Below are 25426 nucleotides of genomic sequence, written 5' to 3' on the forward strand. Positions count from 1 at the left end.
AAATTTCCGAAACGTTTTTAAGCCTTGCGCGCTTCCTTGATCGCTTCGATCAGGTCCTGCTCTTTCATCACGCCTCCATAAAGTCTGGTGCCAATGACAAAGGACGGAGTGCCACCAAAATTGAAGGCTTCACCCTGATCCATATTGCGTTCAAGAATGCCGTTGATCCGTGCAGCATCTGCTTTGTAAGCGGCTTCAAGCTTTTTCGGATCAAGACCAGCTTTCTTGAGTGCTGCATCCGTCTGATCTTTGGTCAGACGGCCCGGTGTTACCATCATGGCTTCCATCGCCTTGACGTAGTCACCAGACTTTTCGGCCGCCAGCACCAGCCGCGCCGGATAAGCCGAGTTGTCGCCAAAGATAATCCAGTCTTTCAATACCAACCGCACCTTGCCGTCATTTTCGACAACGCGCATGAGTTCGGAATGGCCCTTTTTGCAGTAAGGGCACTGATAGTCGAAATATTCAACGATGGTGACATCGCCATTTGGATTGCCGAGAACCGGGATGTCTTTGTCATAGAGGACATCGGCGACAGTCGGCACACGCTGGGCGAAGCTCTCGCCGCCAGAAATGGCAATTGTTGCGGCACCGGCTGCAGTTGCTGCCAGCATCTGACGACGATTGATCATTAGCTTTCTCCTTCAGAAGATTGGGCCCTTGATTGAGACTTATCCAGAACGACGACACGGCTTCCGCTGGAAACACGCTTATGAAGGTCGAGAATGTCCTGATTGAAAAGACGGATGCAGCCTGAAGATGCGGCTTTGCCGACCGACCATGGCTCATTCGTACCGTGGATGCGATAGAGCGTATCTTTGCCATCGCGATAGAGATAGAGGGCTCGCGCGCCGAGTGGATTGCGGATACCACCTTCCAGACCCTTGGCATATTTCGCGTAATGATCCGGATTGCGCTTAATCATATTCTGCGTCGGCGTCCAACGCGGCCATTGCGCCTTATACGCAACCTTTGCCTCACCGCTGAAAGTCAGGCCTGCACGACCGACACCTACGGAATAACGCATGGCTTTGCCGCCGGGCTGCACGAGATAAAGATAGCGCGCATAGGGATCGACAATGATAGTTCCGACCGGATGGCTGGTCTTGTAATTGACCTGCTTACGCAGATTACGCTCTGCGATTTTGCTCAGATCAAGTGCTGCAATCTGATTACCGCCATCATTGACTGCACCATACATGACTTCATATTCGCTCTTTGCCGTCTGCACTTCAGGTTCTGGCAAAGGCTCAACAACAGGTGCTGCAGCCACGGGCTGAGGAGCGACAGCAACCGTTTCTGGCATCGTCACTGCGATCGGGCTATCTGACGACGTCGTCGTACAAGCCGCAACGACTAGCGGCAGCAGGCTGATCAACAACAGCCGCGCTACGGACGCTGCTGTGCGCCCCTTTTGATTTTGAGTAGTCAATGCCCAATACCCCAAATGTCCCCGAGCCATGTTCAATTTAGAGCGCGTTTTGATCTGATTGCACCAGATCAGCGCTCCAACCTTTCGTTTTAACGCGCATCTTGTTCCGAAAACCGGTTTCCACTTTTCGGATGCGCTCTCATAAGCCTTGCTTCTGGTCGGTCCTTAGAAGCCCGACAGAGCGTTCAATGGTTGTCGACGATACATCGCCGACCAATCTTGTTCCTTCAGGCTCTTTGCTGGCATTGTTGAAGAAAACCATGGTTGGCGGACCTGCCACTTTGAGCTTTGCCATGAGATCGGCATTGCCCGCATTGAGGTCCGAGACATCCGCCTTGATAAGCTGATATCCGCCAAGCGCTTTCTTCACGCCTGCATCCGGCAGGACGCGCCGCTCCACAGTAGAGCAGCTTACGCACCAATCTGCCGTGAAATAGACCAGCGTCGGCTTGTCGCCGTGCGCCGCGTCCAGCTTTTCCTGAAGGGCAGAAACCGTATCGACCGGCGCGAATCGCAGCTCGGCCAAATTATGGTTAACGTCACGATTAACCAATGCCGCCAGCGGTTGCAATGGATCGCGGCCACCCGATGCCACGCCGAGCATCAAAATAACGCCATAAACGAAGGCCGTCGTGCCGATGGTGCGGGCGACAACACTGCGCCCCGGTATATTGAGAAAGGCAAAGCTCGCAACGCCAAAAAGCAGCAAGGCCCAAAGCACCATATCCACGCCCGAGGGCAACAAAGGTGCCGCCATAAAGATAGCGGTTGCCAGAAAACCAAAGCCAAATACCTGCTTGAACAGTTCCATCCAGGCTCCGGCACGTGGCAAGGTGCCTGCACCAAGCGTAGCAAACGCAATCAAAGGCAGACCTTTGCCGATGCCAAGTGCGAAGAGAGCGCTGGCTCCGAGTGCTACGTTGGCGGTCTGCGCGATATAAAGTAGCGCGCCTGCCAAGGGTGCCGTAACGCAGGGGCCAACGATCAACACCGACGAAAAGCCGAGAATTGCAGCAGAGCGTTTTGAACCGGTTCGTCGACCAGTCTTGGCAGAAATTGCACTCACCCACGATGATGGCAACTGGATTTGGAACAGGCCGAACATCGACAGGGCCAGCAGTGTGAATATTCCGGCAAGTGCCAAGGCCATCCATTTGGATTGCAGCACCATTTGCAGGTTTTGGCCGGACCAGCCTGCAATAGCGCCAATGACTGCAAACCCAAGCGCAAGGCTGACAACATAGGTACTGGACAGAACAAAACCACGTCGCGCAGTCAGTTTTTCACCTTCTCGCGCCAGAGTTCCGGCAACAATCGGATAGATCGGGAACACGCAAGGCGTAAAGGCCAGTAGCACGCCGAAAGCAAGAAAAGCCGCAATCACCAGCACTGAACCACCCTGATCAAGCAGGTTCTCAATCATGCCCTTTTCAGGAGCGAGTGCGAAAGCTTTGCCTTGGTCATTCGGTGTTGGCGCCGCCGTAAATGCCGAGCCTTGTGAAAAGGCCTTACCCATCTGACTGCTGACTGCAAGCGTTACCGGATCGATGGTACGGGTTTCAGGTCGATAGCAGATGCCGTCTTCCTGACAGCCCTGATAAGTCAGTTGAATGGGTTCATTGCCTGTCGGAATACCGGCGCTTGCACGGGTATAATAGACTTCAAGGCGTCCGAAGTTCGGATCATCTTTTGCGATGCCTGGCTGGGTATCGACGGCCAGCGCCTGACCTTTTGCATCTTTTGCTTCGATATGATCGCGATAAAGATAGTAGCCGTCTGAAATCTGCCAATTGAAAATCAGTCGGTTATCGCCGTCCTTCACCACGCTTAGACGAAATGCATCATCGACCGGCAGCGGGCTTGCAGCCACTGCGGACGAAAGAACCATCATAAAAAAAGCGACGAGTATCGCAAAAAAGCGCATTCGAATTATTCCGGGTAATTTGATTCGTGCAAAATAGATTAGGTTGTAAAAAGCAAATGCTGCCGTCACCTTAAGGCAGCCTTAAGCTGGCAAAGCGAGAAGCCGCTTACAGTTGAAACAAGGCGGAAACAGGAAGACACATGCGCATTCTGGTGGTTGAAGACGATGCAATCCTGCTCGACGGGCTTTCCGTGGGACTGGGGTTGGCCGGCTTTACCGTGGACGCTGTCGCAAGTTGTGGCGATGCAGAGGCAGCCCTTGCTGCCCAGAATTACAATGCGATCGTGCTCGATCTGATGCTTCCCGACGGTTCCGGCCTCGACATATTGAAAGCCATGCGACAAGCACGCGATGAAACACCAGTTCTGTTATTGACCGCTCGCGATCAGGTGCCCGAACGCATTGCAGGTCTTGATGCGGGTGCAGATGATTATGTCGGCAAGCCGTTTGATCTGCATGAGCTTGCGGCGCGTGTGCGCGCCATTGCACGGCGTGGCTCAGGTCGCGCCAGTGCTACACTTGAATGGCAAGGCGTAGAACTTGATCCGGCTGAAATGACGGTGCAATTCAAGGGCACCCCCCTGCGTCTGACGCGACGTGAGTTTTCGATATTGCGCACCTTGATGGAGCGCCCGACGGCTACCGTTTCCAAGTCATCGCTCGAAGAAGCACTTTATGGCTGGCAAGAGGAAGTCGAAAGCAACGCAGTGGAAGTACATATCCATCACCTTCGCGCCAAGCTCGGCTCCGGCTTTATCGAAACTGTTCGCGGTGTCGGCTACAGGCTTGCGGGAGCCCATACATGAACTCCATTCGCAGTCGCCTCACCGGCATATTGATCGGCATCACCTGCCTCGTCTGGCTGTTTGCCGTGGTCTGGATTCATGTCAGCACGCAGTCGCGCCTCGAAAAAGTGCTCGATGCGCGCTTGATGGAAGCCGCTCGCATGGTCAACTCGTTGCTGACTGAGCATCGCGTCGAAGTCGGTCCTGATGGGGATGGCGGGCAGCTTTCGCTGAAGCCTATGCCAGATTTCCCAATGTATGACCGCCAGCTTTTTTGCCAGATATGGGCGATCGACGGCAAGCTTGTGGGACGATCCGAAAGCGCGCCTGGCGAACGACTGACGGATGTAGCCAATGGATTCTCTGATACAGTTGTCGCGGGCGATCGCTGGCGCGTCTTTGCGGTCGAGAATACGCAACTGGGCTTGCGCGTGATGGTTGGCGACAGCCTTTCAGTTCGCGAGCGGTTGGTGCAAAGTGTGGTTACGGGCGTCGTACTACCGGCACTGCTTCTGCTTCCGATCCTCGCTATCCTGATCTGGCTATGCGTGCGGCGTGGCCTCAATCCACTAAGCAACCTTGCAGCAATCTTATCCAAACGGGATGCGAGAGACTTACGGCCACTGCGCGAAGAGAAGCTTCCGTCAGAAATTGCCCCGGCTGTTTCGGCGCTCAACGGGCTTTTCCATCGTGTGGAAGAAGCGCGGGAGCGCGAGCGTAATTTTGCAATCTTTGCGGCACATGAGTTGAAGACCCCGCTTGCAGGTCTCAAAACACAGGCCCAAATTGCAGAGGGCGCAAAAGACGACGCCATGCGTATCAACGCCGTTCGTCAGATTGCCGCTGGCGTCGATCGCACCAGCCGTCTGGTCAATCAGTTGCTTGATCTGGCAGCGCTTGAAACAGGCGATGAAATGGAGCCTCCAGCACCCGAGCCCGCTTGCCAGCTGCTCGTTTCAATCTCAACGGATATGCGGATGCTTGCGGCGCATCGTGGCGTCAAAATCGAGCTACCGGGCAATCTGCCACTGGTTACGATGCAATACCCGCACCTCTTCACGTTAGCCATGCGCAATCTGATCGAGAACGCCGTCAACCATTCGCCGGAAGGCAGTTCAGTCAGATGCAGTCTCAATCAGGATGGCGAGCGCCTCATCTTCACTGTTGAAGACGATGGCCCCGGAATACCTCCCGAGGAGATGATCCACGTGACCGAGCGCTTTTATCGCGGTGCCAACAGAAGTGAAAACGGCAGCGGTCTTGGCCTTCCAATTGTCCAGATGGCAGCAACCCGCATGGGTGGCGAACTGCAACTACACAATCGCCCTGAAGGCGGCCTGCGCGCCCTTCTTATCATTCCGGCACAAACTGCGACATAAATTCCTGCCTGTTTACGTTGAACATTAGGTCTCCTACTATATTAATGCAATTGCAAATCATTTGCATTAATATAGTATATTCGTTCGAGTTCAGATATCGCTTCTGAGAAAAGAAACCGAGACTGTTCATGCTGTTCAATCCTAGATCGGGGCCTAAATCAGGGCCTGACGCTTCACAGCTCTTGTCAAAGCACGTTCCTCTTTCTGGCAAAGAATGGAGACGGCAGCAGGCATCAACAGTCAAAGCGATTTTAAGACGGGCCGGGTTGCGCCCGACCCGTCAGCGCATAGCTCTCGGGTGCTTACTGTTCACTGACAAGCATCGGCATGTAACCCCGGATATGTTGAACGAAGAAGCCTTGTTGCACGGGGAAAAACTTTCGGTCGCAACAGTCTACAACGCACTTAATCAGTTCGCCGATGCAGGTCTCATCCGCAAGATCAGCTTACATAGTGAGCGGACCTATTTCGATACGGATACGGGCGATCATACGCATTTCTACATTCATGACGAAGACAGGATCATCGACATTGCATCCAATGATGTAAGTGTTGGTCCCCTGCCTCCGCCACCTGCGGGTTACAAGGTCAGCAAGGTTGATATTCTCATCCATCTGACGCCCATCACTGACAGCAACTGATTTCCCAAAAAACTCCCAATTCGTCGCAGGCGCTCTAATCTTTTGTTTTGGCACGCATCTTGTCCGAAAACCGTTTCACACTTTTCGGGATGCGCTTAAGCGCTCGTTGATTTAGATCAATGACACCCTCTCGTAGAGAGCCGATAGAGAACTATCGCTATAGCTGTCTTCACTTCGACAGCTTCTGACTTGCGCTGCGAGGGGATTAGATGAACTACGCCGCTGGAACAGTCCTTTCTGGTCTGGGAGCACTTTTTGCCGTGCTTCTGGCCGGATTTTCTCATGATGAGTTGTTCAGAACCCATATGTGGATTCTGTTCGCTACACTTGCCATCTTCACCATTTTGCTGATGCGGAATGCCGATTACGGCCTGACGCCAAAGAAGGTTGACCAGTCCACCTATATGGATGGACCGATCCGCTATGGTGTCATCGCAACCGTATTCTGGGGCGTTGTTGGCTTTCTAGTCGGTGTGCTTATCGCAGCCCAGCTCGCTTTTCCGGATCTCAATCTGGAACCTTATCTGAACTTTGGCCGTCTGCGTCCGCTGCACACATCAGCAGTTGTTTTTGCGTTTGGCGGCAACATACTCATCGCCTCATCCTTCTATGTCGTGCAGCGTACCTGTCGCGCACGCCTCGTTGGTGGCGATTTGGCCTGGTTCGTATTCTGGGGCTATCAGCTCTTCATCGTAATGGCTGCAACCGGCTACCTACTCGGTATCACACAGAGCCGCGAATATGCTGAACCGGAATGGTATGTCGATATCTGGCTCACCATCGTCTGGGTCGCCTACCTCGTTGTCTTCCTCGGCACCGTGTTGAAGCGCAAAGAGCCGCATATCTATGTGGCAAACTGGTTCTACCTGTCCTTCATCATCACCATTGCCATGTTGCATATCATCAACAATCTGGCGATCCCGGTATCGTTCTTAGGCGTTAAGAGCTATTCGGCCTTCGCAGGCGTTCAGGATGCCGTGACCCAATGGTGGTACGGCCATAACGCGGTTGCGTTCTTCCTGACCGTGCCATTTCTTGCGATGATGTACTATTTCGTACCAAAGCAGGCGAACCGTCCGGTCTATTCCTATCGCCTGTCGATCGTTCACTTCTGGTCTATCATCTTCCTCTATATCTGGGCTGGCCCTCACCATCTACATTACACGGCTGTTCCCGATTGGGCGCAGACGCTCGGCATGGTGTTCTCGATCATGCTGTGGATGCCTTCATGGGGTGGCATGATCAACGGTCTGATGACGCTTTCGGGTGCATGGGACAAGGTTCGTACCGATCCGATCATCCGTCTGATGGTTGCAGCTATCGCCTTCTATGGCATGGCGACCTTTGAAGGTCCGATGCTGTCGATCAAGGCAGTCAACTCGCTGTCCCACTATACCGACTGGACCATTGGTCACGTTCATGCGGGTGCGCTGGGCTGGAATGGCATGATCACATTTGCTGCCGTTTACTACCTCACACCCAAGCTGTGGGACCGTGAACGCCTCTATTCGATCCGCATGGTCAACTGGCACTTCTGGCTCGCAACACTCGGCATCGTGCTCTATGCCGCTGCCATGTGGGTTGCCGGTATCCAGCAGGGTCTGATGTGGCGCGAATACGACGATCAGGGTTTCCTCGTCTATTCCTTCGCCGAAACCGTGCTCGCAATGTTCCCATACTACGTCATCCGTACGGCAGGCGGTCTGCTCTACCTCGCCGGTGGATTGGTCATGGCATGGAATGTCTACCAGACCATTCGCGGCAACCTGCGCAAAGAAGTGCCAATGGGCGGTGCCCGGCCTGCTGCTGGCGCCCCAATGCAGCCAGCCGAATAAGGAGTGTGATTTATGTCTATTCTGAAAAAACACTCCAAGCTGGAGAGAAACGCGACCTTGCTGCTGATTGCCTCGCTTGCCGTGGTAACGGTCGGTGGCATCGTTGAGATCGCGCCGCTGTTCTATCTCGAAAATACCATCGAGAAGGTGGAGGGCATGCGTCCCTATTCGCCGCTGGAACTCGCGGGCCGTGACATCTATGTGCGTGAAGGTTGTTATCTCTGCCACAGCCAGATGATCCGCCCGTTCCGTGACGAAGTGGAGCGCTACGGCCATTACAGTCTGGCTGCGGAATCCATGTATGACCATTCATTCCAGTGGGGCTCTAAGCGTACAGGTCCCGACCTTGCGCGCGTCGGTGGCCGTTACTCCAACGAATGGCACGTGCAGCACCTCATCCGTCCGCGTGACGTGGTGCCGGAATCGGTCATGCCAAGCTACGCCTTCCTCAAAGATCGTCCGCTCGATGCCAACAACATCGCTGCGAACCTGAAGGCCAATGTGGCAGTCGGTGTGCCTTACACCCCCGAGATGGTCGACAATGCACTCGCCGACCTGAAGGCTCAAGCCGATCCGAACGCCGATACTTCTGGTGTCGAAGGGCGTTATCCCAAGGCACGTGTTGGTGATTTTGACGGTAATCCGCAGGTCATCTCCGAAATGGACGCGCTCATCGCCTATCTCCAGATGCTCGGCACGCTCGTTGATTTCTCGACCTACGACCAGTCCCCCAAAGCGCGATAAAGCGGAGATTTAGCGATGGATTACAATACCCTACGCACTTTCGCCGATAGCTGGGGCCTGCTCGCCATGGCGCTCTTCTTCGTCTTTGTCATTCTCTTTGCCTTCCGCCCCGGAAGCAAAAAGAAAGCCGATGAAGCGAAGGAAATTCCATTCAAGGACGACAAAAATGACTGACAAACAGATCGATGAAGTCAGTGGCGTAGAGACCACCGGCCACGAATGGGATGGCATTCGGGAACTCGACAATCCAATGCCACGCTGGTGGCTCTGGACCTTTTACGCAACGATTGTCTGGGCACTTGCCTATGTCATTGCCTATCCCGCATGGCCGCTGATTTCCAATTCAACCGCGGGCCTGATCGGCTGGTCGAGCCGCGGCGATTTCTGGAAAGAGAACGCAGAGATTGCGGCTGGTCGTCAGGGCATTATCGACCAGATCAAAGCCAAGGATGTGCATGAGATTCTGGCCGATGAAAACCTGCGCCAATATGCGATTGCGGGCGGTGCGGCTGCTTTCCGCGTCAATTGCGTGCAGTGCCACGGCTCAGGCGCACAGGGCGCACCCGGCTATCCCAACCTCAATGATGATGACTGGCTGTGGGGTGGTTCGGTCGACGACATCCTGACGACCATTCGTCATGGAGTGCGCTCGCCTGACGATAGTGAAACACGCGTTTCGGAAATGCCGGGTTTTGCGGATGTCCTCGAGCCCGCGCAGATACGCGATGTCGCAGCTTATGTGGTCAGCCTTTCCGGCACGCCACATGATCCGGCCATGGTTCCAGAAGGCCAAAAGGTATTTGCTGAAAACTGTGCCGTCTGTCACGGCGCGGATGCAAAGGGCCTGCGTGAATTTGGTGCACCAAATCTCACCGACGCCATCTGGTTCTACGGCTCCAGCGAAGACGCCATTGCGCGTCAGGTCGCGCGTCCAAAACATGGCGTGATGCCTGCTTGGGAAACGCGCCTCGGCGATGCAACCGTCAAGCAGCTCGCAATTTTCGTCCACTCGCTCGGTGGTGGTGAATAAAGCATTTCCAGCAAAAGTGCTTAGCAGTTTTACGTAGGATAATGATTAAAAACAAATAGTTAGAGCGACTCCAACGATTCAATCTTAATTGGAACCGCTCTAACGACCACTGGCCCCGAAAAGGGGCCAGTGAAAACAAGGGCAGCTCCAATTGAACGGCAAATCGGGGCTGCGCTCATGTCACTGCATTGGAACGGACGGCGAATAACCACCCCGCTCTCAATTGTTGCAAGTACGATCTACCGGCAAGCCAGCTTCTGTCTGTCCGGCATCGCGCTTCAGGAGCAAGGCAAATGTCAGACGATGTCGAACGCATAGACGTTCAGGCAGTCAACTCCCCCAAGACCCGCCTCCCTAAAAGTGGGAAGTCGCTTTATGCGGCGCGGGTGAAGATATTTCCGAAGCGTGTGCAGGGTGAGTTCCGCCGCTTCAAATGGATCATCATGTTCATTACGTTGGGGATCTATTACCTGACGCCGTGGCTGCGCTGGGATCGCGGCCCCTATGCGCCCGATCAGGCGGTGCTGATTGATCTTGCCAATCGCCGCTTCTATTTCTTCTTCATCGAAATCTGGCCGCAGGAATTCTATTACGTCGCGGGCCTGCTCATCATGGCGGGCCTCGGTCTGTTTCTGGTGACATCTGCGGCTGGGCGCGCTTGGTGTGGCTACACCTGTCCGCAGACTGTCTGGGTCGATCTCTATCTTGTTGTTGAGCGCGCGATCGAAGGCGACCGCAATGCCCGCATGAAACTCGACAAGGCTCCATGGACCTTTGACAAGGTCTGGAAGCGAGTAACCAAGCACGGCATCTGGATATTGATCGGTATTCTGACCGGTGGCGCATGGATTTTCTATTTCGCCGACGCCCCCACTCTGCTTATGGATTTCGTCACGGCTAAAGCGGCACCCGTCGCCTATTTCACCGTCGCCATTCTCACCGCCACGACCTATGTTTTCGGCGGCCTGATGCGTGAGCAGGTCTGCACTTATATGTGTCCTTGGCCACGCATCCAGGCGGCCATGCTCGATGAGAACTCTCTCACCGTCACCTATAATGACTGGCGCGGCGAACCACGTTCACGTCACTCCAAAAAGGCAATTGCTACGGGCGAAACCGTTGGCGATTGCGTCGATTGTAATGCCTGCGTTGCCGCCTGCCCTATGGGTATCGACATTCGCGACGGGCAGCAGCTTGAATGTATTACCTGCGCACTCTGCATTGATGCCTGCAACTCTGTGATGGACAAGGTCGGCAAGGAACGCGGACTGATCTCCTATGCAACACTTGCCGACTACAATTCGAATATGGACCTCGCCACCAATAACGGCACGGCTCCTATCGATCCAACGCTTGTCTATGAAGCGCCAAACAAGTTTTCCAGTGCGGTTGAACATCTGTCGCTGAAAAAAGTTCTGCGTCCGCGCATCCTGTTTTACTTCATCGTCTGGGCGCTGATCGGCCTCACGCTCGTTATCTCGCTTTCGATGCGTCAGCGCATCGGCATTAACGTGTTGCATGACCGCACGCCGCAATATGTGTTGCTGTCCGATGGCTCAATCCGCAACGGTTATACCGTCAAGCTGCTCAACATGATCCCCGTTCCACGCACTTTCCGTCTGTCGATAGAAGGGTTGCCGGGTGCAACGCTGACTGTTCAGGATGAAAACGTCGATGCGGAAGGCAATTACGATGTGCCGGTAGAACCCGACCGGCTGAAGACGCTGCGCGTTTTCGTGACCCTGCCGCATGATGCAATTACGGAGCCACGCTCCGACTATGAAATCGAAGTGCGCGACGCGGACGGCTCCGAAAGCGCACGCTACAAAGCAACTTTCATGGCACCGGAGAAGAAATGATGTCAGTAAAATCAAAAACGTCAGGCACTTTTACCGGTTGGCACATGCTGGGCATCATGATTGCCTTTTTTGGCGTCATCATCGCTGTCAATATGACCATGGCTTACAAGGCAGTCAGTAGCTGGAGCGGGCTTGTGGTGAAAAACACCTATGTCGCAAGCCAAGAGTTCAACGACAAAGCCGAAACCGGCAAGGAACAAGCTGCACTCGGTTGGCAGTCCCAGCCATCTTACGCAGAAGGTGTGTTCAGCTGGAAACTCGCGGATCGCGACGGCAAAGCCATTACCTTGGCCGGTGGCACGGTTGAATTCAAGCGCCCGGTCGGCGATGTGCACGACACCAAAGTCACCCTCAGCACGGATGACGAGGGTGTGCTGACCGCGCCGCTTGAGCTTGGTGAAGGCGCATGGATCATGGAAGTCAATGCCGATGCCAATGAAAAGTATGGCCTTGAAGATCCCTATCGCCATATCATCCGCGTTCTTGTGAAGGACGGGAGGATCTTATGAGTTGTTGCGTTGAAAATGCTCAGATAGCCACCGTCATTCAGACCCTTTCGCCCGATGAAATGCTGGTTGCAAGTCGTGCGCTGGGCGACGGCCTGCGCCAGCTTGATCTGTCGGTTCCCGGCGTTCATTGCGGCCTTTGCATCAAGACCATTGAAGAGGCGCTCGGTAAGCTTCCGGGCGTCGCATATGTTCGCGTTAATCTCACAGCGCGCCGCGTCACCATTCGCTGGAAGGATGGCGAAACACCGCCTGATGTCGTCGATCCGCTACGCCGCCTTGGTTACGAGGCGCATATTTTCGATATGGTTCAGGATAAGGACCCCACTTTCACGCGGCTGTTGATAGCACTTGGCGTTGCAGCCTTCGCATCCAGCAATGTGATGCTGTTGTCTGTTGCAGTCTGGTCGGGAGCAGATGCCGCAACGCGCGATATGTTTCACTGGATTTCCGGTCTTATCGCCCTGCCGACATTGATTTATTCGGGTCGGATTTTCTATGTTTCTGCGTGGAACGCCTTGCGTACCCGACGTGTGAACATGGATGTGCCGATTGCACTCGCCATTTCGCTTGCCTTCGGCATGAGCGTTTATGAGACCATGAACCATGGGCAACACGCCTACTTCGATGCCTCGGTTTCACTGCTGTTCTTCCTGTTGATCGGTCGCACGCTCGATTATCTCATGCGCGCACGCGCACGCTCCGCTGTGCGAGGTCTTGCACAGTTAAGCCCGCGTGGTGCCGTGGTTATCGGCGAAAATGACGAGCGCAACTATTTGCCGGTCAATGAAATCCGCCCCGGAATGCGGATCATCCTTGCAGCAGGAGAGCGCGTTCCCGTTGACGCGAAAGTGGAAGACGGACGCTCGGAACTCGATTGTGCCATTGCATCGGGTGAAAGCGATGCAGTGCCTGTCGGTCCCGGCTCGGATATTCGTGCGGGCACCATGAACCTCTCCGCTCCACTCGTCATTCGCGCAACTGCCGAAGCCAAGGATTCGTTCCTTGCCGAGATGGTGCGCCTGATGGACGTCGCAGAAGGAGGCCGCGCCTATTATCGTCGTCTCGCTGATCGTGCCTCGGAGCTTTATGTGCCGATGGTGCATACGATAGCCTTTGCGGCCTTTGTCGGCTGGATGATCTATACCGGTGGCGACTGGTATCGCTCGATCTATATTGCGATCTGCACGCTCATCATCACTTGCCCCTGTGCGTTGGCACTTGCCGTGCCAATCGTTCAGGTGGTTGCCGCGCGTCGCCTGTTTGAAAATGGCATCATGATCAAGGACGGTTCCGCAATGGAGCGGATGGCTGAGATCGATACAGCCATATTCGACAAGACCGGAACGCTGACTCTTGGTCAGCCGCGCCTCATTAACCGCGATATGATCAACCCGAACCACCTCGAAATTGCAGCTGAACTGTCGCTTTATTCGCGTCATCCATTGTCCCGAGCGCTGGCGTTGTTCTCTGGCGCAAAGCCAATGACTGCTTTCACACGCATTGAGGAAATTCCCGGTTCGGGCATTGAAGCAGCGTTGAATGGCACGGTTTACCGGCTCGGAAAGCGCGAATGGACTGACAGCAATGCGCATGCTGATACTGCCGACGGCCCAGAGACCTGCCTTTCTATCGACGGCAAGCTGGTTGAAACATTCCGCTTTGAAGACCAACCGCGCGAAGATGCAGCCGCTGCCATCGGCACTCTAAAACGCAATGGTTTGAAGCTGGAAATAATTTCCGGCGACAAACAGCCCGCCGTGCAAAAGCTTGCCGGTTATCTTGGTGTCGATACCTATCGCGGCGAAGTTCTGCCTGCTGACAAGTCACAGCTTGTGCAGGAACTAACCGCCGATGGTCGCAAAGTTCTGATGGTCGGTGACGGGCTTAATGATGCTCCAGCCCTTGTTGCAGCCCATGTTTCCATGGCTCCCGCAACCGCTGCCGATATCGGCCGGAATGCTGCCGATTTCGTATTCCTGCGCGAAAGCCTCTCCGCCGTACCGCTGGCTTTTGCTGTATCGAAGGAAGCTGGCAAGCTGATCAGCCAAAACTTTGCGCTGTCCATAGGCTATAATATCATTGCTGTGCCGATTGCGATTTTCGGCTATGTGACGCCATTGGTAGCAGCATTATCGATGTCGCTATCGTCCATCGTGGTCGTCAGCAACGCCATGCGATTGCGGGCTGGAAAGCAAAAGCAGCCGGTGCAAACCACTGTCGCACCTGCTGCCATTTTGAAGGAAGCGCACAAATGAGCGGACTTCTTTTCCTTATTCCCATCGCGCTGGGCCTTGGTGTTCTGGGCCTTGCTGGTTTTTTATGGTCATTGAAAAATGGCCAGTATGAAGACTTAGACGGAGCTGCGACCCGGATACTTATCGACGACGAAACTAAGCCAATATCAAAATCGCTCTCAGATCATTGACGTTCGTTCCGGTGGGACCGGGCATGAACAGATCATCAATCGCATCAAATGCCGTCCATGCGTCATTGGCGTTAAGCCGCGCAGCCCCGTCTTCACCCGCCTTTTGCAGCCGCGAAACCGTTGTGCCATCGGCAAAAGCTCCAGCATTATCTTCCGAACCGTCGATGCCATCGGTATCCGCTGCCAGCGCGTGAATATTCGTATAGCTATCTATATCAAGCGCGAAGGACAGTAGAAACTCGCTGTTGCGCCCGCCTTTGCCGCCTTTCGCACGAATAGTCACGGTCGTTTCACCACCTGACAGGATCACCACTGGCTTTTTAAACGGACGATCACGATCAGCCACTTCACGCGCAATCGCCGCATGAACATGAGCAACTTCGCGTGCCTCACCTTCCATTGAATCGGACAGGATCACCGCCTCAACGCCATGGCGCTCCGCTTCCTTGACTGCGGCTTCCAGAGAAACAGCTGCTGACGCAATCACCCGTACTTCATTGTCGGCAAAGATTTTGTCGTCGGGTTTTGGCGCATGAGCCTTCTCGCTTTTGATATGCGCGAGCACAGCATCTGGCAGTTCAAGCTTATAGCGTTCGATGAGTTTCAGCGCTTCGTCGCGGCTGGTTCTATCCGGCACAGTTGGGCCTGACGCAACAAAGGCAGGATTGTCACCGGGAATATCAGAAACGACCAGCGAAAAGACTTTTGCCGGATGGGCGCAAGCAGCCAATCTTCCACCCTTGATGGTCGAAAGGTGTTTTCTCACGGCATTCATTGCCGAAATCGGCGCACCAGATGCCAGCAACGACTTATTGACGGCGATCTCATCTTCCAAGGTCAGGCCTTCAGGCGGCGATGGCAACAATGCCGAACCGCCACCGGAAATGAGCGCGACGACAAGATCATCCTCGGTGAGACCCGACACCGCGTCGAACAGTCGTTTTGAAGCAGCAAGCCCGGCATCATCGGGAACCGGATGCGACGCCTCAATGATCTCAATAGTTTTGCAGGGCGTGCCATAGCCGTAACGCGTGACTACAACACCTTCCAGCGGCGCTTCCTCATTCTCATGCCGCTCTGCCCATGCCCGCTCGAATGCAGCCGCCATCTGCGCCGAGCCTTTGCCTGCACCAATCACAATCGTTCGGCCTTTGGGCTTTGCAGGCAGATTGGCGCGGATCACCAGTTCAGGGTCAGCAGCAGCAACCGCTGCATCAAAGAGACTGGTCAAAAACTTCTTCGGATCGGTGATGGCGGTCATGAGATTCCCGATATTATTGTTGTTTGGCCGACTATTTCTGAACGAACTTATAAAATCAATGGAGCCGGCCATCTCCTCCAGACAGCCAGCTCCATGTTCTCCCCTCCAGAGAAATCAGGCGCTTGAATTAGGCAACGTCGTGATTTGCCATCCGTTCCAATGCGCGCACCAGCCCAGAATGATCCAGACCGTCATCGCCATGGGCTGCACAGGAATTGAACAATTCCTGTGCCATTGCCGTATTCGGCAGCGACACGCCTAGAGCTTTCGCGCCCTGCAATGCCAGATTCAAATCCTTCTGGTGCAGCGAAATGCGGAAACCCGGATCAAATGTGCGCTTGATCATGCGTTCGCCATGCACTTCCAGAATGCGCGACGAGGCAAATCCACCCATCAGAGCCTCGCGAACCTTTGCCGGATCAGCACCCGCTTTGGAGGCAAACACCAGCGCTTCGGCAACGGCCTCTATATTGAGCGCGACGATGATCTGATTAGCGACTTTGGTTGTCTGACCATCACCGCAATCGCCGACCAGCGTGATGTTTTTGCCCATCAATTTGAGCAGAGGTAGTGCTGCATCAAAACTTGCCTGTGCGCCGCCTGCCATGATGGAAAGGCTGGCGTTTTTCGCTCCAACTTCGCCGCCTGACACTGGTGCATCGATATATTCGGCACCGGTTGCGCGGACTTTCTTTGCGAATTCCTTGGTTTCGATAGGCGAAATCGAGCTCATATCGATGAGCGTCTTGCCCTTGCCCAAGCCTTCCGCAACACCATCCTCACTAAACAGAACGTCGGCGACCTGCGGCGTATCCGGTAGCATGAGGATGATTGTCTCACATTCCGCAGCCACTGCCTTGGGCGTATCGAGAACAGTCAGTCCTGCATCCAGCAAGTCTTTATGTGGAGGCTGCGTGTGCTTTGAGGTAAAAAGCTGGTGGCCTGCATTTTGCAAATGCTGCGCCATTGGCTTGCCCATGATCCCCAGTCCGATGAAGCCGATTTTGGCCATTTCGCTTACTCCCTATTCTAACTTATGCACTTAACCGTTCAGCTTCATATTGTTTGAACCAGCCCAAGCCCTCTTCGGTGGTGGTCTTTGGTTTGTATTCGCAACCGATCCAGCCTTTGTAACCAGCGGCTTTCAGCGCTTCGAACACATATGGATAGTTAATTTCGCCTGTGCCCGGCTCGTTACGGCCCGGATTATCGGCAAGCTGAACATGCGCAATCAGCGGCTTGTAGCGTTCATAGGTGGCAATCAGTTCACCACGCGTGCGCTGCTGATGGTAGAGATCATACTGGATGAACAGGTTGTTGCTGCCGACCTCGTCGATGATCGAAACTGCCTGCTCGACCGTGTTGAGGTAAAATCCCGGAATATCATAGTGATTGATCGGTTCGATCAGCAGGCGAATACCATGCTTGCCGAGTTCCTTTGCGGCAAGCCGCAAATTGCTGACGAAAGTTGCGCGTAGCACATCAGGGTCGGCGCCCTGTGGTGCAATACCCGCGAGGCAATTCACCTGCGAACAGTTAAGCGTTGACGCGTAATCAATCGCGTCCGCCACACCACGGCGAAATTCGTCAATTCGGTCAGGCAGAACTGCGATCCCACGTTCGCCACCGCCCCAGTTGCCGGCTGGCAAATTGTGCAACACCTGTGCCAGATTGTGCTTAGTAAGTGCTGCTTTCAATTCATGCCGGTTGAAGTCATAGGGGAAGAGATATTCGACCCCCGTGAAACCAGCTTGAGCCGCCAGCGCAAAGCGCTCCATAAACGGCACTTCATTAAAAAGCATGGTGAGATTGGCTGCAAATCTTGGCATAATCCATTCCTTCGAAATTAATCTAGCAGCGCTGCAATCGCGGTTGGCGCATCCTCGCCACGTTCGGCGAGTTCTTCAAACTCGACGACCTGATCGATATCCGCCCCCATGGAAATATTGGTAACGCGCTCGAGGATGAATTCGAGTACCACTGGCACCTGATGCTCGCTCATCAGCGCTTTTGCCTGCTCAAAACTTTCGGCAAACTGGTTCGGACTGCGCACCCGGATCGCCTTGCAGCCGAGGCCTTCGGCAACCGCCACATGATCGACGCCGTAACCCTTTTCTGCGTCACCCGATGCGTTGATGTTGTCGAAGGCGAGACTGACTTCGAAATCCATATTGAAGCCGCGCTGCGCCTGACGGATAAGGCCGAGATAGGAATTGTTCACGACCACATGAATGTACGGCAGCTTGTGTTGCGCACCGACCGCCAGTTCCTCAATCATAAACTGGAAATCATAGTCGCCTGAAAGCGCAACGATCGGACGATCAGGATCAGCAGCACGGACGCCGAGAGCAGCGGGCAATGTCCAGCCCAATGGGCCAGCCTGACCACAATTGATCCAGTTGCGCGGACGATAAACATGCAGAAATTGTGCGCCAGCAATCTGACTGAGACCAATGGTTGTGACGTAACAGGTGTCGCGGCCAAAGGCCTTGTTCATCTCTTCATAAACACGCTGCGGCTTGAGCGGTGTCTGATCGAAATGTGTTTTACGCAGCATGGTCCGTTTGCGTGTCGCACATTCCTCTGCCCAACCCGACCAGTCACGCAGCTTGCCGGCGGATTTCCACTCGGTCGCCACATCAAGCAACTGCTTCAAAGCTTTGCCAGCATCTGAAACTATACCGAAATCCGGCGCAAAAACACGACCGATCTGGGTCGGTTCGATATCGACATGGATAAACTTACGATCCTTCTTATAGGTCTCGACATTGCCGGTATGACGGTTTGCCCAGCGGTTTCCGATGCCAATGACGGTATCGGACGCAAGCAGGCTCGCATTGCCGTAACGGTGCGACGTCTGAAGACCGCACATGCCCGCCATCAGACGGTGGTCGTCCGGAATAACACCCCAACCCATCAGGGTTGGGATGACCGGAATGCCGGTGATTTCAGCAAATTCGACCAGAAGATCGGAAGCATCGGCATTGATGATGCCGCCGCCAGCAACGATCAGCGGACGTTCCGCTTCGTTGAGCATGGCAATCGCCTTTTCGGCCTGTGCCCGCGTTGCGGCTGGTTTATAAGCTTCCATAGGCTGATAGGTATCGATGTCAAACTCGATTTCAGCGAGCTGGACATCGATCGGCAGATCGATCAGCACCGGTCCAGGACGGCCCGATTTCATAATATGAAATGCCTTCTGGAAAACAAAAGGCACCAGTGCTGGCTCCATAACCGTAACCGCCCATTTGGTAACGGGAGCTGCGATCTTGGCAATATCGACTGCCTGGAAGTCCTCTTTGTCGAGGCGTGCGCGGGGGGCTTGGCCTGTAACGCAGAGGATTGGAATTGAATCGGCGGATGCCGAGTAGAGGCCGGTGATCATGTCCGTACCAGCTGGGCCGGATGTGCCGATGCACAGGCCGATATTGCCGTGCTTCGCACGGGTATAGCCTTCAGCCATGTGTGAAGCGCCTTCAACGTGGCGCGCAAGAATATGGCGGATAGAACCCCGCGCCTTCATGGCCGAATAAAATGGGTTGATCGCAGCGCCTGGCACACCAAAAGCGCAATTGATCCCTTCCTTCTCCAGCACAAGTACGGCTGCATCGACTGCACGCATTCTGGCCATGACGGCTTCCTCCTACGGAAAATATATCCATTTACAAAAGCTACAGTCAAAATATGGAAATGCATACCATTATATGGAAATAAAGATTTTCAACGAAATGGAGATAATCCCCACGCCCTTTCCGATGTCATGGGGATAAGGTAGTGATAGAAGAACACGGAATCGGAGGCGGCTCATGGAACAGGTAAAAGCAAAGCGGGGCCGCAAGGCAGCGGAAAACGCAGCACCTTCATCCGTTCAGGTTCTGGATCGCAGCCTCAAGCTTCTGGCACTGATTGCCGAGAATGACGGTTCGACATTGACCGATCTGTCTGATGCAAGCCACATGGCGCCTTCCACGGTGCATCGGCTTCTGTCTTCACTCGCGAACCACGGCATGGTTTCGCATGATGCGGAAAGCGGCGACTGGACCATCGGCGTCAAGGCATTTGAAATCGGCAATGCCTTTCGCCGCTTCCGCAAGCTTGGCACTTTGGCGCGGCCTTATCTCAAGCAATTGATGGAATCGAGTGGGGAAACCGCCAATATCGGGGTCGAAGACGATGGCGACGTCGTGTTCATTTCGCAGATCGAAAGTCATGCCCCGATGCGCGCTTTCTTCCGTCCGGGGCGCCGGGGGCCGATCCATGCGTCCGGCATCGGCAAGGCTGTTCTTTCGACATGGTCGGATACAGAGATTGCGCGAACGCTTTCGGGCAGAACGCTTGAGCACTTCACGCAGCGCACGCTCGACACACTCCCCGCCCTACTAAAAGACATTCAGGCAACCCGCACGCGCGGCTGGTCGATTGATGATGAAGAACACACGCTCGGTATGTGCTGCATCGCAGCGCCTATTTTCAACGAGTATGGAGAAGCAATTGCGGGTATTTCCGTTTCTGGGCCTGCCGTGCGTTTGCCTAAGAAAAAGCTGGAAGAACTTGGGCCGATGATCCGCACGACAGCCGATGAACTGACCCGGACCATGGGCGGTAAGCGGCCAGAAGAGCTTTAGAGCACGCATCTTTTCCGAAAACCGTTTCATACTTTTCGGGATAGAGCGCCGTGCGCCCTCTTGGGCGCACAAAGGTCGCTCTAACACTTTATATTTACAGCATAATTCCTTAAGCTGATTCAAGTTTAAGGAATTATGCTGTAGGCTTTAAAAACAGAAAAACCCGCAGCAGATTGCTCCGCTACGGGTCCTCCCTCTCCCTCCTCCAGAGATTTCTTAGGCGAGTTCGGCCTTCAGCGGCTTTCCCGCGATATAGGTCTCGACAATCGCACGGTCATCGCCGACCGTTTGCAGCAGGAACAACTCCTGCTCAAGCGTTGCACCGGCTGCCATGCGAAGACGCATAGGCGATGTCGCTGCTGAATCCAGCACCACAATATCTGCTTCCGTACCCTCATCGAGCGTACCGATTTTATCTTCCATCGACAGCGCGCGGGCATTGCCGAGCGTCATCATGTAAAAAGACTGGAACGGATTGAGGCGCTGCTCGCGTAATTGCAGAATCTTGTAGCCCTCGTCCATGGTGCGCAGCATCGAAAAGCTGGTGCCGCCGCCGACATCGGTCGCGACCGCCATGCGCACGCCCGATGCTTTCAGGCGGTCGCGGTCGAAAAGGCCGGAGCCGAGAAACAGGTTCGAGGTTGGGCAGAAAACCGCAATCGCACCGGTTTCCGCCATCAACTGCACTTCACGTTCTTCAAGATGGATGGAATGGCCGAGCAGCGTCTTGCAGCCGAGCAAGCCATAATGCTCATAGATGCCGAGATAATCCGGCGAATCCGGATAGAGCGACTTGGTGAATGCTATCTCGTCATGGTTTTCCGACAAATGCGTCTGAATAAAACATTCGGGATGTTCGCGGGCAAGCGCCCCGCTCAATTCGAGCTGTTCAGGTGTAGAGGTGATCGCAAAACGCGGCGTAATTACATAATCAAGGCGATCCTTGCCATGCCAGCGCGCGATCAGCTGCTTGCTCTCGTCATAACCTGATTGTGCTGTATCGCAAAGTGCGGGTGGTGCATTGCGGTCCATCATCACCTTGCCGCCTAGCATACGCATATTGCGATGCTGCGATGCACGGAAATAGGCGTCAACGCTCTGCGGATGCACCGAGCAATAGGCAACAGCCGTCGTTGTGCCGTGACGGATCAGTTCGTCCAGAAAGCGCTCTGCGATAAATTCCGCGTGCTGCTCATCGGCAAATTTCTGCTCTGCCACGAATGTATAGGTGTTGAGCCATTCGAGAAGATTGGCGGCATAGGACGCAACAACCTGCGTCTGCGGATAATGGATATGCGTATCGATGAAGCCGGGCAGGATGAGATGTGGCCGATGATCGGCAACCTTTACGTCGCTGCCCGCTTCAGCGCTTATCTCGGCATAATCTCCGAGACGCGCGATGCGGCCATTTTCGACAAGCACAGCACCATCTTCGATATAGCGATAGGATTGACTGTCATCCAGACTTTGCGGTTCGTCACGAAAGGTCAGCACGCGGCCACGGATGAGAAGTTTGCTCATTATTATTTTGCTCCAGCAGTAGCGGATTCATACCAGGAAGCGAGCAGCTTGCGCTCCTCATTGCTCACGCCGGTAACATTGGCAGGCGGCATGGCATGGGATCGACCAGCCTGCAAATAGATTTCGCGGGCGTGGGCTGCGATATCCCTATCTGTTTCAAGAACCACACCTTTTGGTGGCACGATGATGCCTTCCCAACCTGGTTCCTTGGCATGGCACATTGCACAACGTCCCAGAACGGTATCCCGCACTTTTCCAAAGTGCGGGTCCGAGATGAAAGTCTGCTGCAGCGATGAAACCTTCTGTTCTTCTGGTTCACCCGTCAGAATCTTCGGTACAGTCGACAGCCACATGATGATGATGAACAGGATAACCGTCACCAGCCATGTCCATGTCGGGCTACCCTTGCGGGCGTGCTGCGTGTTGAACCAATGGCGGATTGTCACGCCCATCAGGAACACCAGCGAGGCGATGATCCAGTTGAACTCGGTGCCAAATGCCAGCGGATAATGGTTCGACAGCATCAGGAACAGAACCGGCAGCGTCAGATAGTTGTTATGCGTTGAACGCTGCTTGGCGATCTTGCCATATTTCGGATCGGGCTTACGACCGGCGATCAGATCCGCGACCACGATTTTCTGGTTCGGAATGATGACCATGAAAACGTTGGCCGACATGATCGTCGCTGTGAATGCACCCAGATGCAGGAAGGCTGCACGACCGGTGAACAGATGCGTATAACCCCAGGCCATCACCACCAGAATACAGTAGAGAATGACCATCAGGAGCGTATCGCTCTTGCCGAGCATCAGCTTGCAGATGGTGTTATAGGCGATCCAGCCGAAAGCCAGCGAGGCGATCGAAATAGCGATTGCCACCGGTGCTGAGACATCGAGCACATTCGGATCGACCAAATAAAGATCGGCGCCCGCATAATAGACGATGCAGAGCAAAGTGAAGCCTGACAGCCATGTGGCGTAGGATTCCCATTTGAACCATGTCAGATGCTCAGGCATCTCGGCAGGTGCAACCAGATATTTCTGGATGTGATAGAAACCGCCACCATGGACCTGCCATTCTTCGCCATAAGCGCCGACCGGTAAGCCCGGACGCTGGCGCAAGCCAAGGTCCAGCGCGATGAAATAGAAAGACGAGCCGATCCACGCAATCGCGGTGATGACGTGTAGCCACCGCACTGCGAAGCCCAGCCAGTCCCAGGCCACGGCAAGATCATACATCCGGCACTCCCATTACTCGTTTTACTTTTTTGCGTTAACGCGCATCTTTTCCGAAACCCGCTTCACACTTTTCGGGATGCGCTTTTCTCTCTACGCGCATCTTTGCCGAAAACCGTCTTACACTTTTCGGGATGCGCTTTAGTTCCCTGCTTTATTATTTGCCAAAGCTTTGCGCCTGTGTGAACGTCGCATCAAGACCATCACTTTCAAAAAAATATATACAATGGTGGAACGTACGCATGTCTTACCTTGATAATCTGCGTGTTTTTGTGCGCGTTGTCGAATTGGGAAATTTGTCGGCGGCAGGTCGCGACCAGCGCGCCTCGCCAGCCGTTGCAAGTAATCGAATCAAGGAGTTGGAGAAGCATCTTGGTGTTCGGCTCTTCAACAGAACCACACGAAAACTGACCCCGACAGAGCATGGCCGCATATTTTATGACGGCGCGATGAAGATACTCGAAGCGGTGGATGAAGCCGAAGCAGCAGTCGCTGAACTGGCAAAAAATCCAAAGGGTTCGATTCGCATTACTGCACCTTTGGGGCTCGGTCGAAGGCTCATTGCTTCCGGAATTCCCGAGTTTCACGACAAATATCCGGACATTGAAGTGCGCCTGCGACTATCTGACCATGAGATCGACATCATGAGCGAAAGCGTTGATGTTGCTTTCAAATTGGGTGTTTTGGAAAATTCAAATCTGCGGATGCGCGGCATTCTGAACTGCGAACGCGTGATTTGCGCAGCCCCTGACTATCTGGAAAAGCACGGCACTCCACAATCACCCGAAGAGCTTCTGGGCGACCAACACGATTGCCTTCTCCTGCGCTTTCCCGGTTCCAAGGAATTTTATTGGTCATTGCAAACACCCGAAGGTCTTCGGAAGTTCGAAGTCACTGGCCCATACGACTCCGACGATGGCGACGTATTGACGCAATGGGCGCTTGGCGGACGCGGAATTATCAACAAGCCACTGTTCGAAGTGAAAGAATATCTCCGCGATGGTCGGCTGATTCCTATTCTTGCAAGCACACCACCAGCGTCTATCCAGCTGGCCGCAATCTATCCACATAAGCGTTTTCAGGACCCGAAGGTGCGTCTGATCATTGATTTCATGACAGAGCGTTGCCAGCGTCTGATCCGCGAGGCATTGGCCTAAAAGAAAGCCCGCTTGATTATAGCAATTCCAGCAAAAAGCGCGAAGCGGTTTTGCGTGGGATAATACCAAAGTTCATTGAGTAAGACTCATCGGACTTTGGTTAAGCCCGTGTGGCGATTGAACATTTTCAAGGCGTGATGCGTCAGCATCTTGAGCCGCCTTGGTATAATGCGTAAAACCAAACAGTTACAGCGTTTCCAACGATTCAGTCTTAACTGGAACCGCTGTAATTGAATTAGGCGGGCTGCAAGACTTTGCTGGAAACCAGAACTGCGGTCAGAATCTCCGCAGCGGCTAAAGCAGCAATGACTTCCGGTCGTTTGTCTTTCACGACTGTTCCGCCGACCGGGCAAATAAGATTATTAAATAAATCGTCGCGACCAATTTCACGTTTCAACCAAGTTTTGAAAGTGGCTTTCTTGGTCTTTGAGCCAATCATGCCGACATAAACGGCATCGCCACGCTGCAAAGCCTCGGCCACGATCAGGAAATCAAGCGCATGGTCATGAGTAAGCACGATAAAGGCGCTGCCGGGCGGTGCTGAACGCACCACCTGCTCAGGCAAGGCGGCAAGACATGTCTCGACCCCTGGCGCATCGACGGCCATGAGTTCCGCTTCGCGCGTATCCACCAGAATGACCCGCACCGGCGTCAGCGACAGTGAATAGGCTAAGGCGTCACCTACATGGCCGGCACCAAAGACATAGACATGCGGACGGGTGGAGATTTCGGCATCGACCTTAGCAATAAGCTCTTCAGCCAGTCCGCGATTGACGCGCCGGAAGCTTAAACCGACATGACCGCCGCAGCATTGGCCGATTTCGGGACCAAGTGGAACGTCCATCGATGAATCCCGCCCACCCAGCAAGATTTTACGCGCATGGTCGATCGCCATATATTCGAGCTGTCCGCCACCGATGGTGCGGAAGATCATGTCACGGGCGACAAGCATCCATGCACCCGCATCACGTGGTGCGGAACCTCTGACATCGGTGACTTCGGTCAGCACGCTGTCGGATCGCTTGTTGAGAAACGCTCTTATGTCATCCCTCGCGCCCGGCATC

General features: G+C 54.2%; 23 protein-coding genes. 13 read left to right on the plus strand and 10 right to left on the minus strand.

Annotation, left to right across the window (positions count from 1 at the left end; all coding sequences use genetic code 11):
* Positions 1 to 17 precede the first annotated feature (17 nt).
* The 3 genes from QBD00_RS21330 to dsbD form a co-directional block, all read right to left on the minus strand.
* Entirely contained in the window at positions 18 to 632 is a 615-nt protein-coding gene (locus tag QBD00_RS21330; protein WP_318580483.1) for a DsbA family protein, read from the minus strand.
* Positions 632 to 1384 (minus strand): L,D-transpeptidase, encoded by a 753-nt coding sequence (locus QBD00_RS21335; RefSeq protein WP_412535054.1) that lies wholly within the window; start codon positions 1382 to 1384, stop codon positions 632 to 634. Before QBD00_RS21335 ends, QBD00_RS21330 begins: the two co-directional genes overlap by 1 nt.
* 187 nt (positions 1385 to 1571) lie before the next feature.
* Positions 1572 to 3356 (minus strand): protein-disulfide reductase DsbD, encoded by a 1785-nt coding sequence (gene dsbD, locus QBD00_RS21340; RefSeq protein ID WP_318580484.1) that lies wholly within the window; start codon positions 3354 to 3356, stop codon positions 1572 to 1574.
* Positions 3357 to 3496: 140 nt separating this feature from the next.
* Here dsbD and QBD00_RS21345 point away from each other — a divergent pair, with 140 nt between their 5' ends.
* The 11 genes from QBD00_RS21345 (at position 3497) to ccoS (ending at position 14563) form a co-directional block, all read left to right on the plus strand.
* Complete coding sequence (locus tag QBD00_RS21345; protein ID WP_264233286.1) at positions 3497 to 4162, plus strand: response regulator transcription factor; 666 nt, start codon at positions 3497 to 3499, stop codon at positions 4160 to 4162.
* Positions 4159 to 5520 (plus strand): ATP-binding protein, encoded by a 1362-nt coding sequence (locus tag QBD00_RS21350; RefSeq protein WP_318580485.1) that lies wholly within the window; start codon positions 4159 to 4161, stop codon positions 5518 to 5520. Before QBD00_RS21345 ends, QBD00_RS21350 begins: the two co-directional genes overlap by 4 nt.
* 128 nt (positions 5521 to 5648) lie before the next feature.
* Positions 5649 to 6161 carry an iron response transcriptional regulator IrrA gene (gene irrA, locus QBD00_RS21355; protein ID WP_412535053.1) on the plus strand — a complete coding sequence of 171 codons (513 nt, stop codon included), beginning with the start codon at positions 5649 to 5651 and terminating at the stop codon, positions 6159 to 6161.
* A 209-nt stretch (positions 6162 to 6370) separates the two neighbouring features.
* Entirely contained in the window at positions 6371 to 7996 is a 1626-nt protein-coding gene (ccoN, locus tag QBD00_RS21360; protein ID WP_095446091.1) for a cytochrome-c oxidase, cbb3-type subunit I, read from the plus strand.
* Between the two features lie 12 nt (positions 7997 to 8008).
* Positions 8009 to 8740, plus strand: coding sequence for a cytochrome-c oxidase, cbb3-type subunit II (gene ccoO, locus QBD00_RS21365; protein WP_095446090.1), 732 nt, complete (start codon positions 8009 to 8011; stop codon positions 8738 to 8740).
* A 15-nt stretch (positions 8741 to 8755) separates the two neighbouring features.
* Positions 8756 to 8914, plus strand: coding sequence for a CcoQ/FixQ family Cbb3-type cytochrome c oxidase assembly chaperone (locus tag QBD00_RS21370; RefSeq protein WP_024896091.1), 159 nt, complete (start codon positions 8756 to 8758; stop codon positions 8912 to 8914).
* A complete protein-coding gene (ccoP, locus tag QBD00_RS21375; RefSeq protein ID WP_318580486.1) occupies positions 8907 to 9770 on the plus strand; it encodes a cytochrome-c oxidase, cbb3-type subunit III in 864 nt (287 codons plus the stop codon). The genes QBD00_RS21370 and ccoP overlap by 8 nt, the downstream gene beginning before the upstream one ends.
* Before the next feature lie 293 nt (positions 9771 to 10063).
* The gene (ccoG, locus tag QBD00_RS21380; protein WP_318580487.1) at positions 10064 to 11629 is read left to right on the plus strand and encodes a cytochrome c oxidase accessory protein CcoG; all 1566 of its coding nucleotides are present in this window, start codon (positions 10064 to 10066) and stop codon (positions 11627 to 11629) included.
* Positions 11629 to 12138, plus strand: coding sequence for a FixH family protein (locus QBD00_RS21385; RefSeq protein ID WP_318580518.1), 510 nt, complete (start codon positions 11629 to 11631; stop codon positions 12136 to 12138). Before ccoG ends, QBD00_RS21385 begins: the two co-directional genes overlap by 1 nt.
* A complete protein-coding gene (locus QBD00_RS21390; RefSeq protein ID WP_318580488.1) occupies positions 12135 to 14393 on the plus strand; it encodes a cation-translocating P-type ATPase in 2259 nt (752 codons plus the stop codon). Before QBD00_RS21385 ends, QBD00_RS21390 begins: the two co-directional genes overlap by 4 nt.
* Positions 14390 to 14563, plus strand: coding sequence for a cbb3-type cytochrome oxidase assembly protein CcoS (gene ccoS / locus QBD00_RS21395; RefSeq protein WP_095446084.1), 174 nt, complete (start codon positions 14390 to 14392; stop codon positions 14561 to 14563). The genes QBD00_RS21390 and ccoS overlap by 4 nt, the downstream gene beginning before the upstream one ends.
* Here ccoS and QBD00_RS21400 read toward each other — a convergent pair.
* The 4 genes from QBD00_RS21400 to gcl form a co-directional block, all read right to left on the minus strand.
* Entirely contained in the window at positions 14529 to 15824 is a 1296-nt protein-coding gene (locus tag QBD00_RS21400; protein ID WP_318580489.1) for a glycerate kinase, read from the minus strand. The genes ccoS and QBD00_RS21400 overlap by 35 nt on opposite strands.
* Before the next feature lie 127 nt (positions 15825 to 15951).
* Positions 15952 to 16836: a 2-hydroxy-3-oxopropionate reductase gene (locus QBD00_RS21405; protein ID WP_095446083.1), complete on the minus strand. Its 885-nt coding sequence runs from the start codon at positions 16834 to 16836 to the stop codon at positions 15952 to 15954.
* Positions 16837 to 16858: 22 nt separating this feature from the next.
* The gene (hyi, locus tag QBD00_RS21410) at positions 16859 to 17653 is read right to left on the minus strand and encodes a hydroxypyruvate isomerase (RefSeq protein WP_095446082.1); all 795 of its coding nucleotides are present in this window, start codon (positions 17651 to 17653) and stop codon (positions 16859 to 16861) included.
* Positions 17654 to 17670: 17 nt separating this feature from the next.
* On the minus strand, positions 17671 to 19455 hold the full coding sequence (gene gcl / locus QBD00_RS21415; RefSeq protein WP_095446081.1) for a glyoxylate carboligase: 1785 nt from the start codon (positions 19453 to 19455) through the stop codon (positions 17671 to 17673).
* 175 nt (positions 19456 to 19630) lie between these two features.
* Here gcl and QBD00_RS21420 point away from each other — a divergent pair, with 175 nt between their 5' ends.
* Positions 19631 to 20449, plus strand: coding sequence for an IclR family transcriptional regulator (locus QBD00_RS21420; RefSeq protein ID WP_095446080.1), 819 nt, complete (start codon positions 19631 to 19633; stop codon positions 20447 to 20449).
* Between the two features lie 216 nt (positions 20450 to 20665).
* On the opposite strand, the gene guaD is transcribed toward QBD00_RS21420, so the two are convergent.
* Together guaD and QBD00_RS21430 are read right to left on the minus strand one after the other, a co-directional pair.
* Entirely contained in the window at positions 20666 to 21970 is a 1305-nt protein-coding gene (gene guaD, locus QBD00_RS21425) for a guanine deaminase (protein ID WP_318580490.1), read from the minus strand.
* Between the two features lie 2 nt (positions 21971 to 21972).
* A complete protein-coding gene (locus QBD00_RS21430) occupies positions 21973 to 23208 on the minus strand; it encodes a urate hydroxylase PuuD (RefSeq protein ID WP_095446078.1) in 1236 nt (411 codons plus the stop codon).
* 239 nt (positions 23209 to 23447) lie between these two features.
* Between QBD00_RS21430 and QBD00_RS21435 the strand changes: the two genes are divergently transcribed.
* Complete coding sequence (locus tag QBD00_RS21435) at positions 23448 to 24362, plus strand: LysR family transcriptional regulator (RefSeq protein WP_095446077.1); 915 nt, start codon at positions 23448 to 23450, stop codon at positions 24360 to 24362.
* A 235-nt stretch (positions 24363 to 24597) separates the two neighbouring features.
* On the opposite strand, the gene xdhC is transcribed toward QBD00_RS21435, so the two are convergent.
* The gene (xdhC, locus tag QBD00_RS21440) at positions 24598 to 25425 is read right to left on the minus strand and encodes a xanthine dehydrogenase accessory protein XdhC (protein ID WP_318580491.1); all 828 of its coding nucleotides are present in this window, start codon (positions 25423 to 25425) and stop codon (positions 24598 to 24600) included.
* Position 25426: the final 1 nt, after the last annotated feature.

It is taken from the genome of Ochrobactrum sp. AN78 (genome assembly GCF_029909885.1).
In the GTDB taxonomy this organism is placed as follows: domain Bacteria; phylum Pseudomonadota; class Alphaproteobacteria; order Rhizobiales; family Rhizobiaceae; genus Brucella; species Brucella quorumnocens.

What these genes read in the sequence shown, in the direction of transcription:
- QBD00_RS21400 (WP_318580489.1), bottom strand. Translation starts at nt 15,824, where the DNA reads ATGACCGCCATCACCGATCCGAAGAAGTTTTTGACCAGTCTCTTTGAT.
- QBD00_RS21430 (WP_095446078.1), bottom strand. Translation starts at nt 23,208, where the DNA reads ATGTATGATCTTGCCGTGGCCTGGGACTGGCTGGGCTTCGCAGTGCGG.
- QBD00_RS21385 (WP_318580518.1), top strand. Translation starts at nt 11,629, where the DNA reads ATGTCAGTAAAATCAAAAACGTCAGGCACTTTTACCGGTTGGCACATG.
- ccoN (WP_095446091.1), top strand. Translation starts at nt 6,371, where the DNA reads ATGAACTACGCCGCTGGAACAGTCCTTTCTGGTCTGGGAGCACTTTTT.
- ccoG (WP_318580487.1), top strand. Translation starts at nt 10,064, where the DNA reads ATGTCAGACGATGTCGAACGCATAGACGTTCAGGCAGTCAACTCCCCC.
- irrA (WP_412535053.1), top strand. Translation starts at nt 5,649, where the DNA reads ATGCTGTTCAATCCTAGATCGGGGCCTAAATCAGGGCCTGACGCTTCA.
- ccoS (WP_095446084.1), top strand. Translation starts at nt 14,390, where the DNA reads ATGAGCGGACTTCTTTTCCTTATTCCCATCGCGCTGGGCCTTGGTGTT.
- QBD00_RS21345 (WP_264233286.1), top strand. Translation starts at nt 3,497, where the DNA reads ATGCGCATTCTGGTGGTTGAAGACGATGCAATCCTGCTCGACGGGCTT.
- hyi (WP_095446082.1), bottom strand. Translation starts at nt 17,653, where the DNA reads ATGCCAAGATTTGCAGCCAATCTCACCATGCTTTTTAATGAAGTGCCG.
- QBD00_RS21435 (WP_095446077.1), top strand. Translation starts at nt 23,448, where the DNA reads ATGTCTTACCTTGATAATCTGCGTGTTTTTGTGCGCGTTGTCGAATTG.
- ccoP (WP_318580486.1), top strand. Translation starts at nt 8,907, where the DNA reads ATGACTGACAAACAGATCGATGAAGTCAGTGGCGTAGAGACCACCGGC.
- QBD00_RS21350 (WP_318580485.1), top strand. Translation starts at nt 4,159, where the DNA reads ATGAACTCCATTCGCAGTCGCCTCACCGGCATATTGATCGGCATCACC.
- QBD00_RS21420 (WP_095446080.1), top strand. Translation starts at nt 19,631, where the DNA reads ATGGAACAGGTAAAAGCAAAGCGGGGCCGCAAGGCAGCGGAAAACGCA.
- guaD (WP_318580490.1), bottom strand. Translation starts at nt 21,970, where the DNA reads ATGAGCAAACTTCTCATCCGTGGCCGCGTGCTGACCTTTCGTGACGAA.
- QBD00_RS21405 (WP_095446083.1), bottom strand. Translation starts at nt 16,836, where the DNA reads ATGGCCAAAATCGGCTTCATCGGACTGGGGATCATGGGCAAGCCAATG.
- gcl (WP_095446081.1), bottom strand. Translation starts at nt 19,455, where the DNA reads ATGGCCAGAATGCGTGCAGTCGATGCAGCCGTACTTGTGCTGGAGAAG.
- xdhC (WP_318580491.1), bottom strand. Translation starts at nt 25,425, where the DNA reads ATGCCGGGCGCGAGGGATGACATAAGAGCGTTTCTCAACAAGCGATCC.
- QBD00_RS21370 (WP_024896091.1), top strand. Translation starts at nt 8,756, where the DNA reads ATGGATTACAATACCCTACGCACTTTCGCCGATAGCTGGGGCCTGCTC.
- dsbD (WP_318580484.1), bottom strand. Translation starts at nt 3,356, where the DNA reads ATGCGCTTTTTTGCGATACTCGTCGCTTTTTTTATGATGGTTCTTTCG.
- QBD00_RS21330 (WP_318580483.1), bottom strand. Translation starts at nt 632, where the DNA reads ATGATCAATCGTCGTCAGATGCTGGCAGCAACTGCAGCCGGTGCCGCA.
- ccoO (WP_095446090.1), top strand. Translation starts at nt 8,009, where the DNA reads ATGTCTATTCTGAAAAAACACTCCAAGCTGGAGAGAAACGCGACCTTG.
- QBD00_RS21390 (WP_318580488.1), top strand. Translation starts at nt 12,135, where the DNA reads ATGAGTTGTTGCGTTGAAAATGCTCAGATAGCCACCGTCATTCAGACC.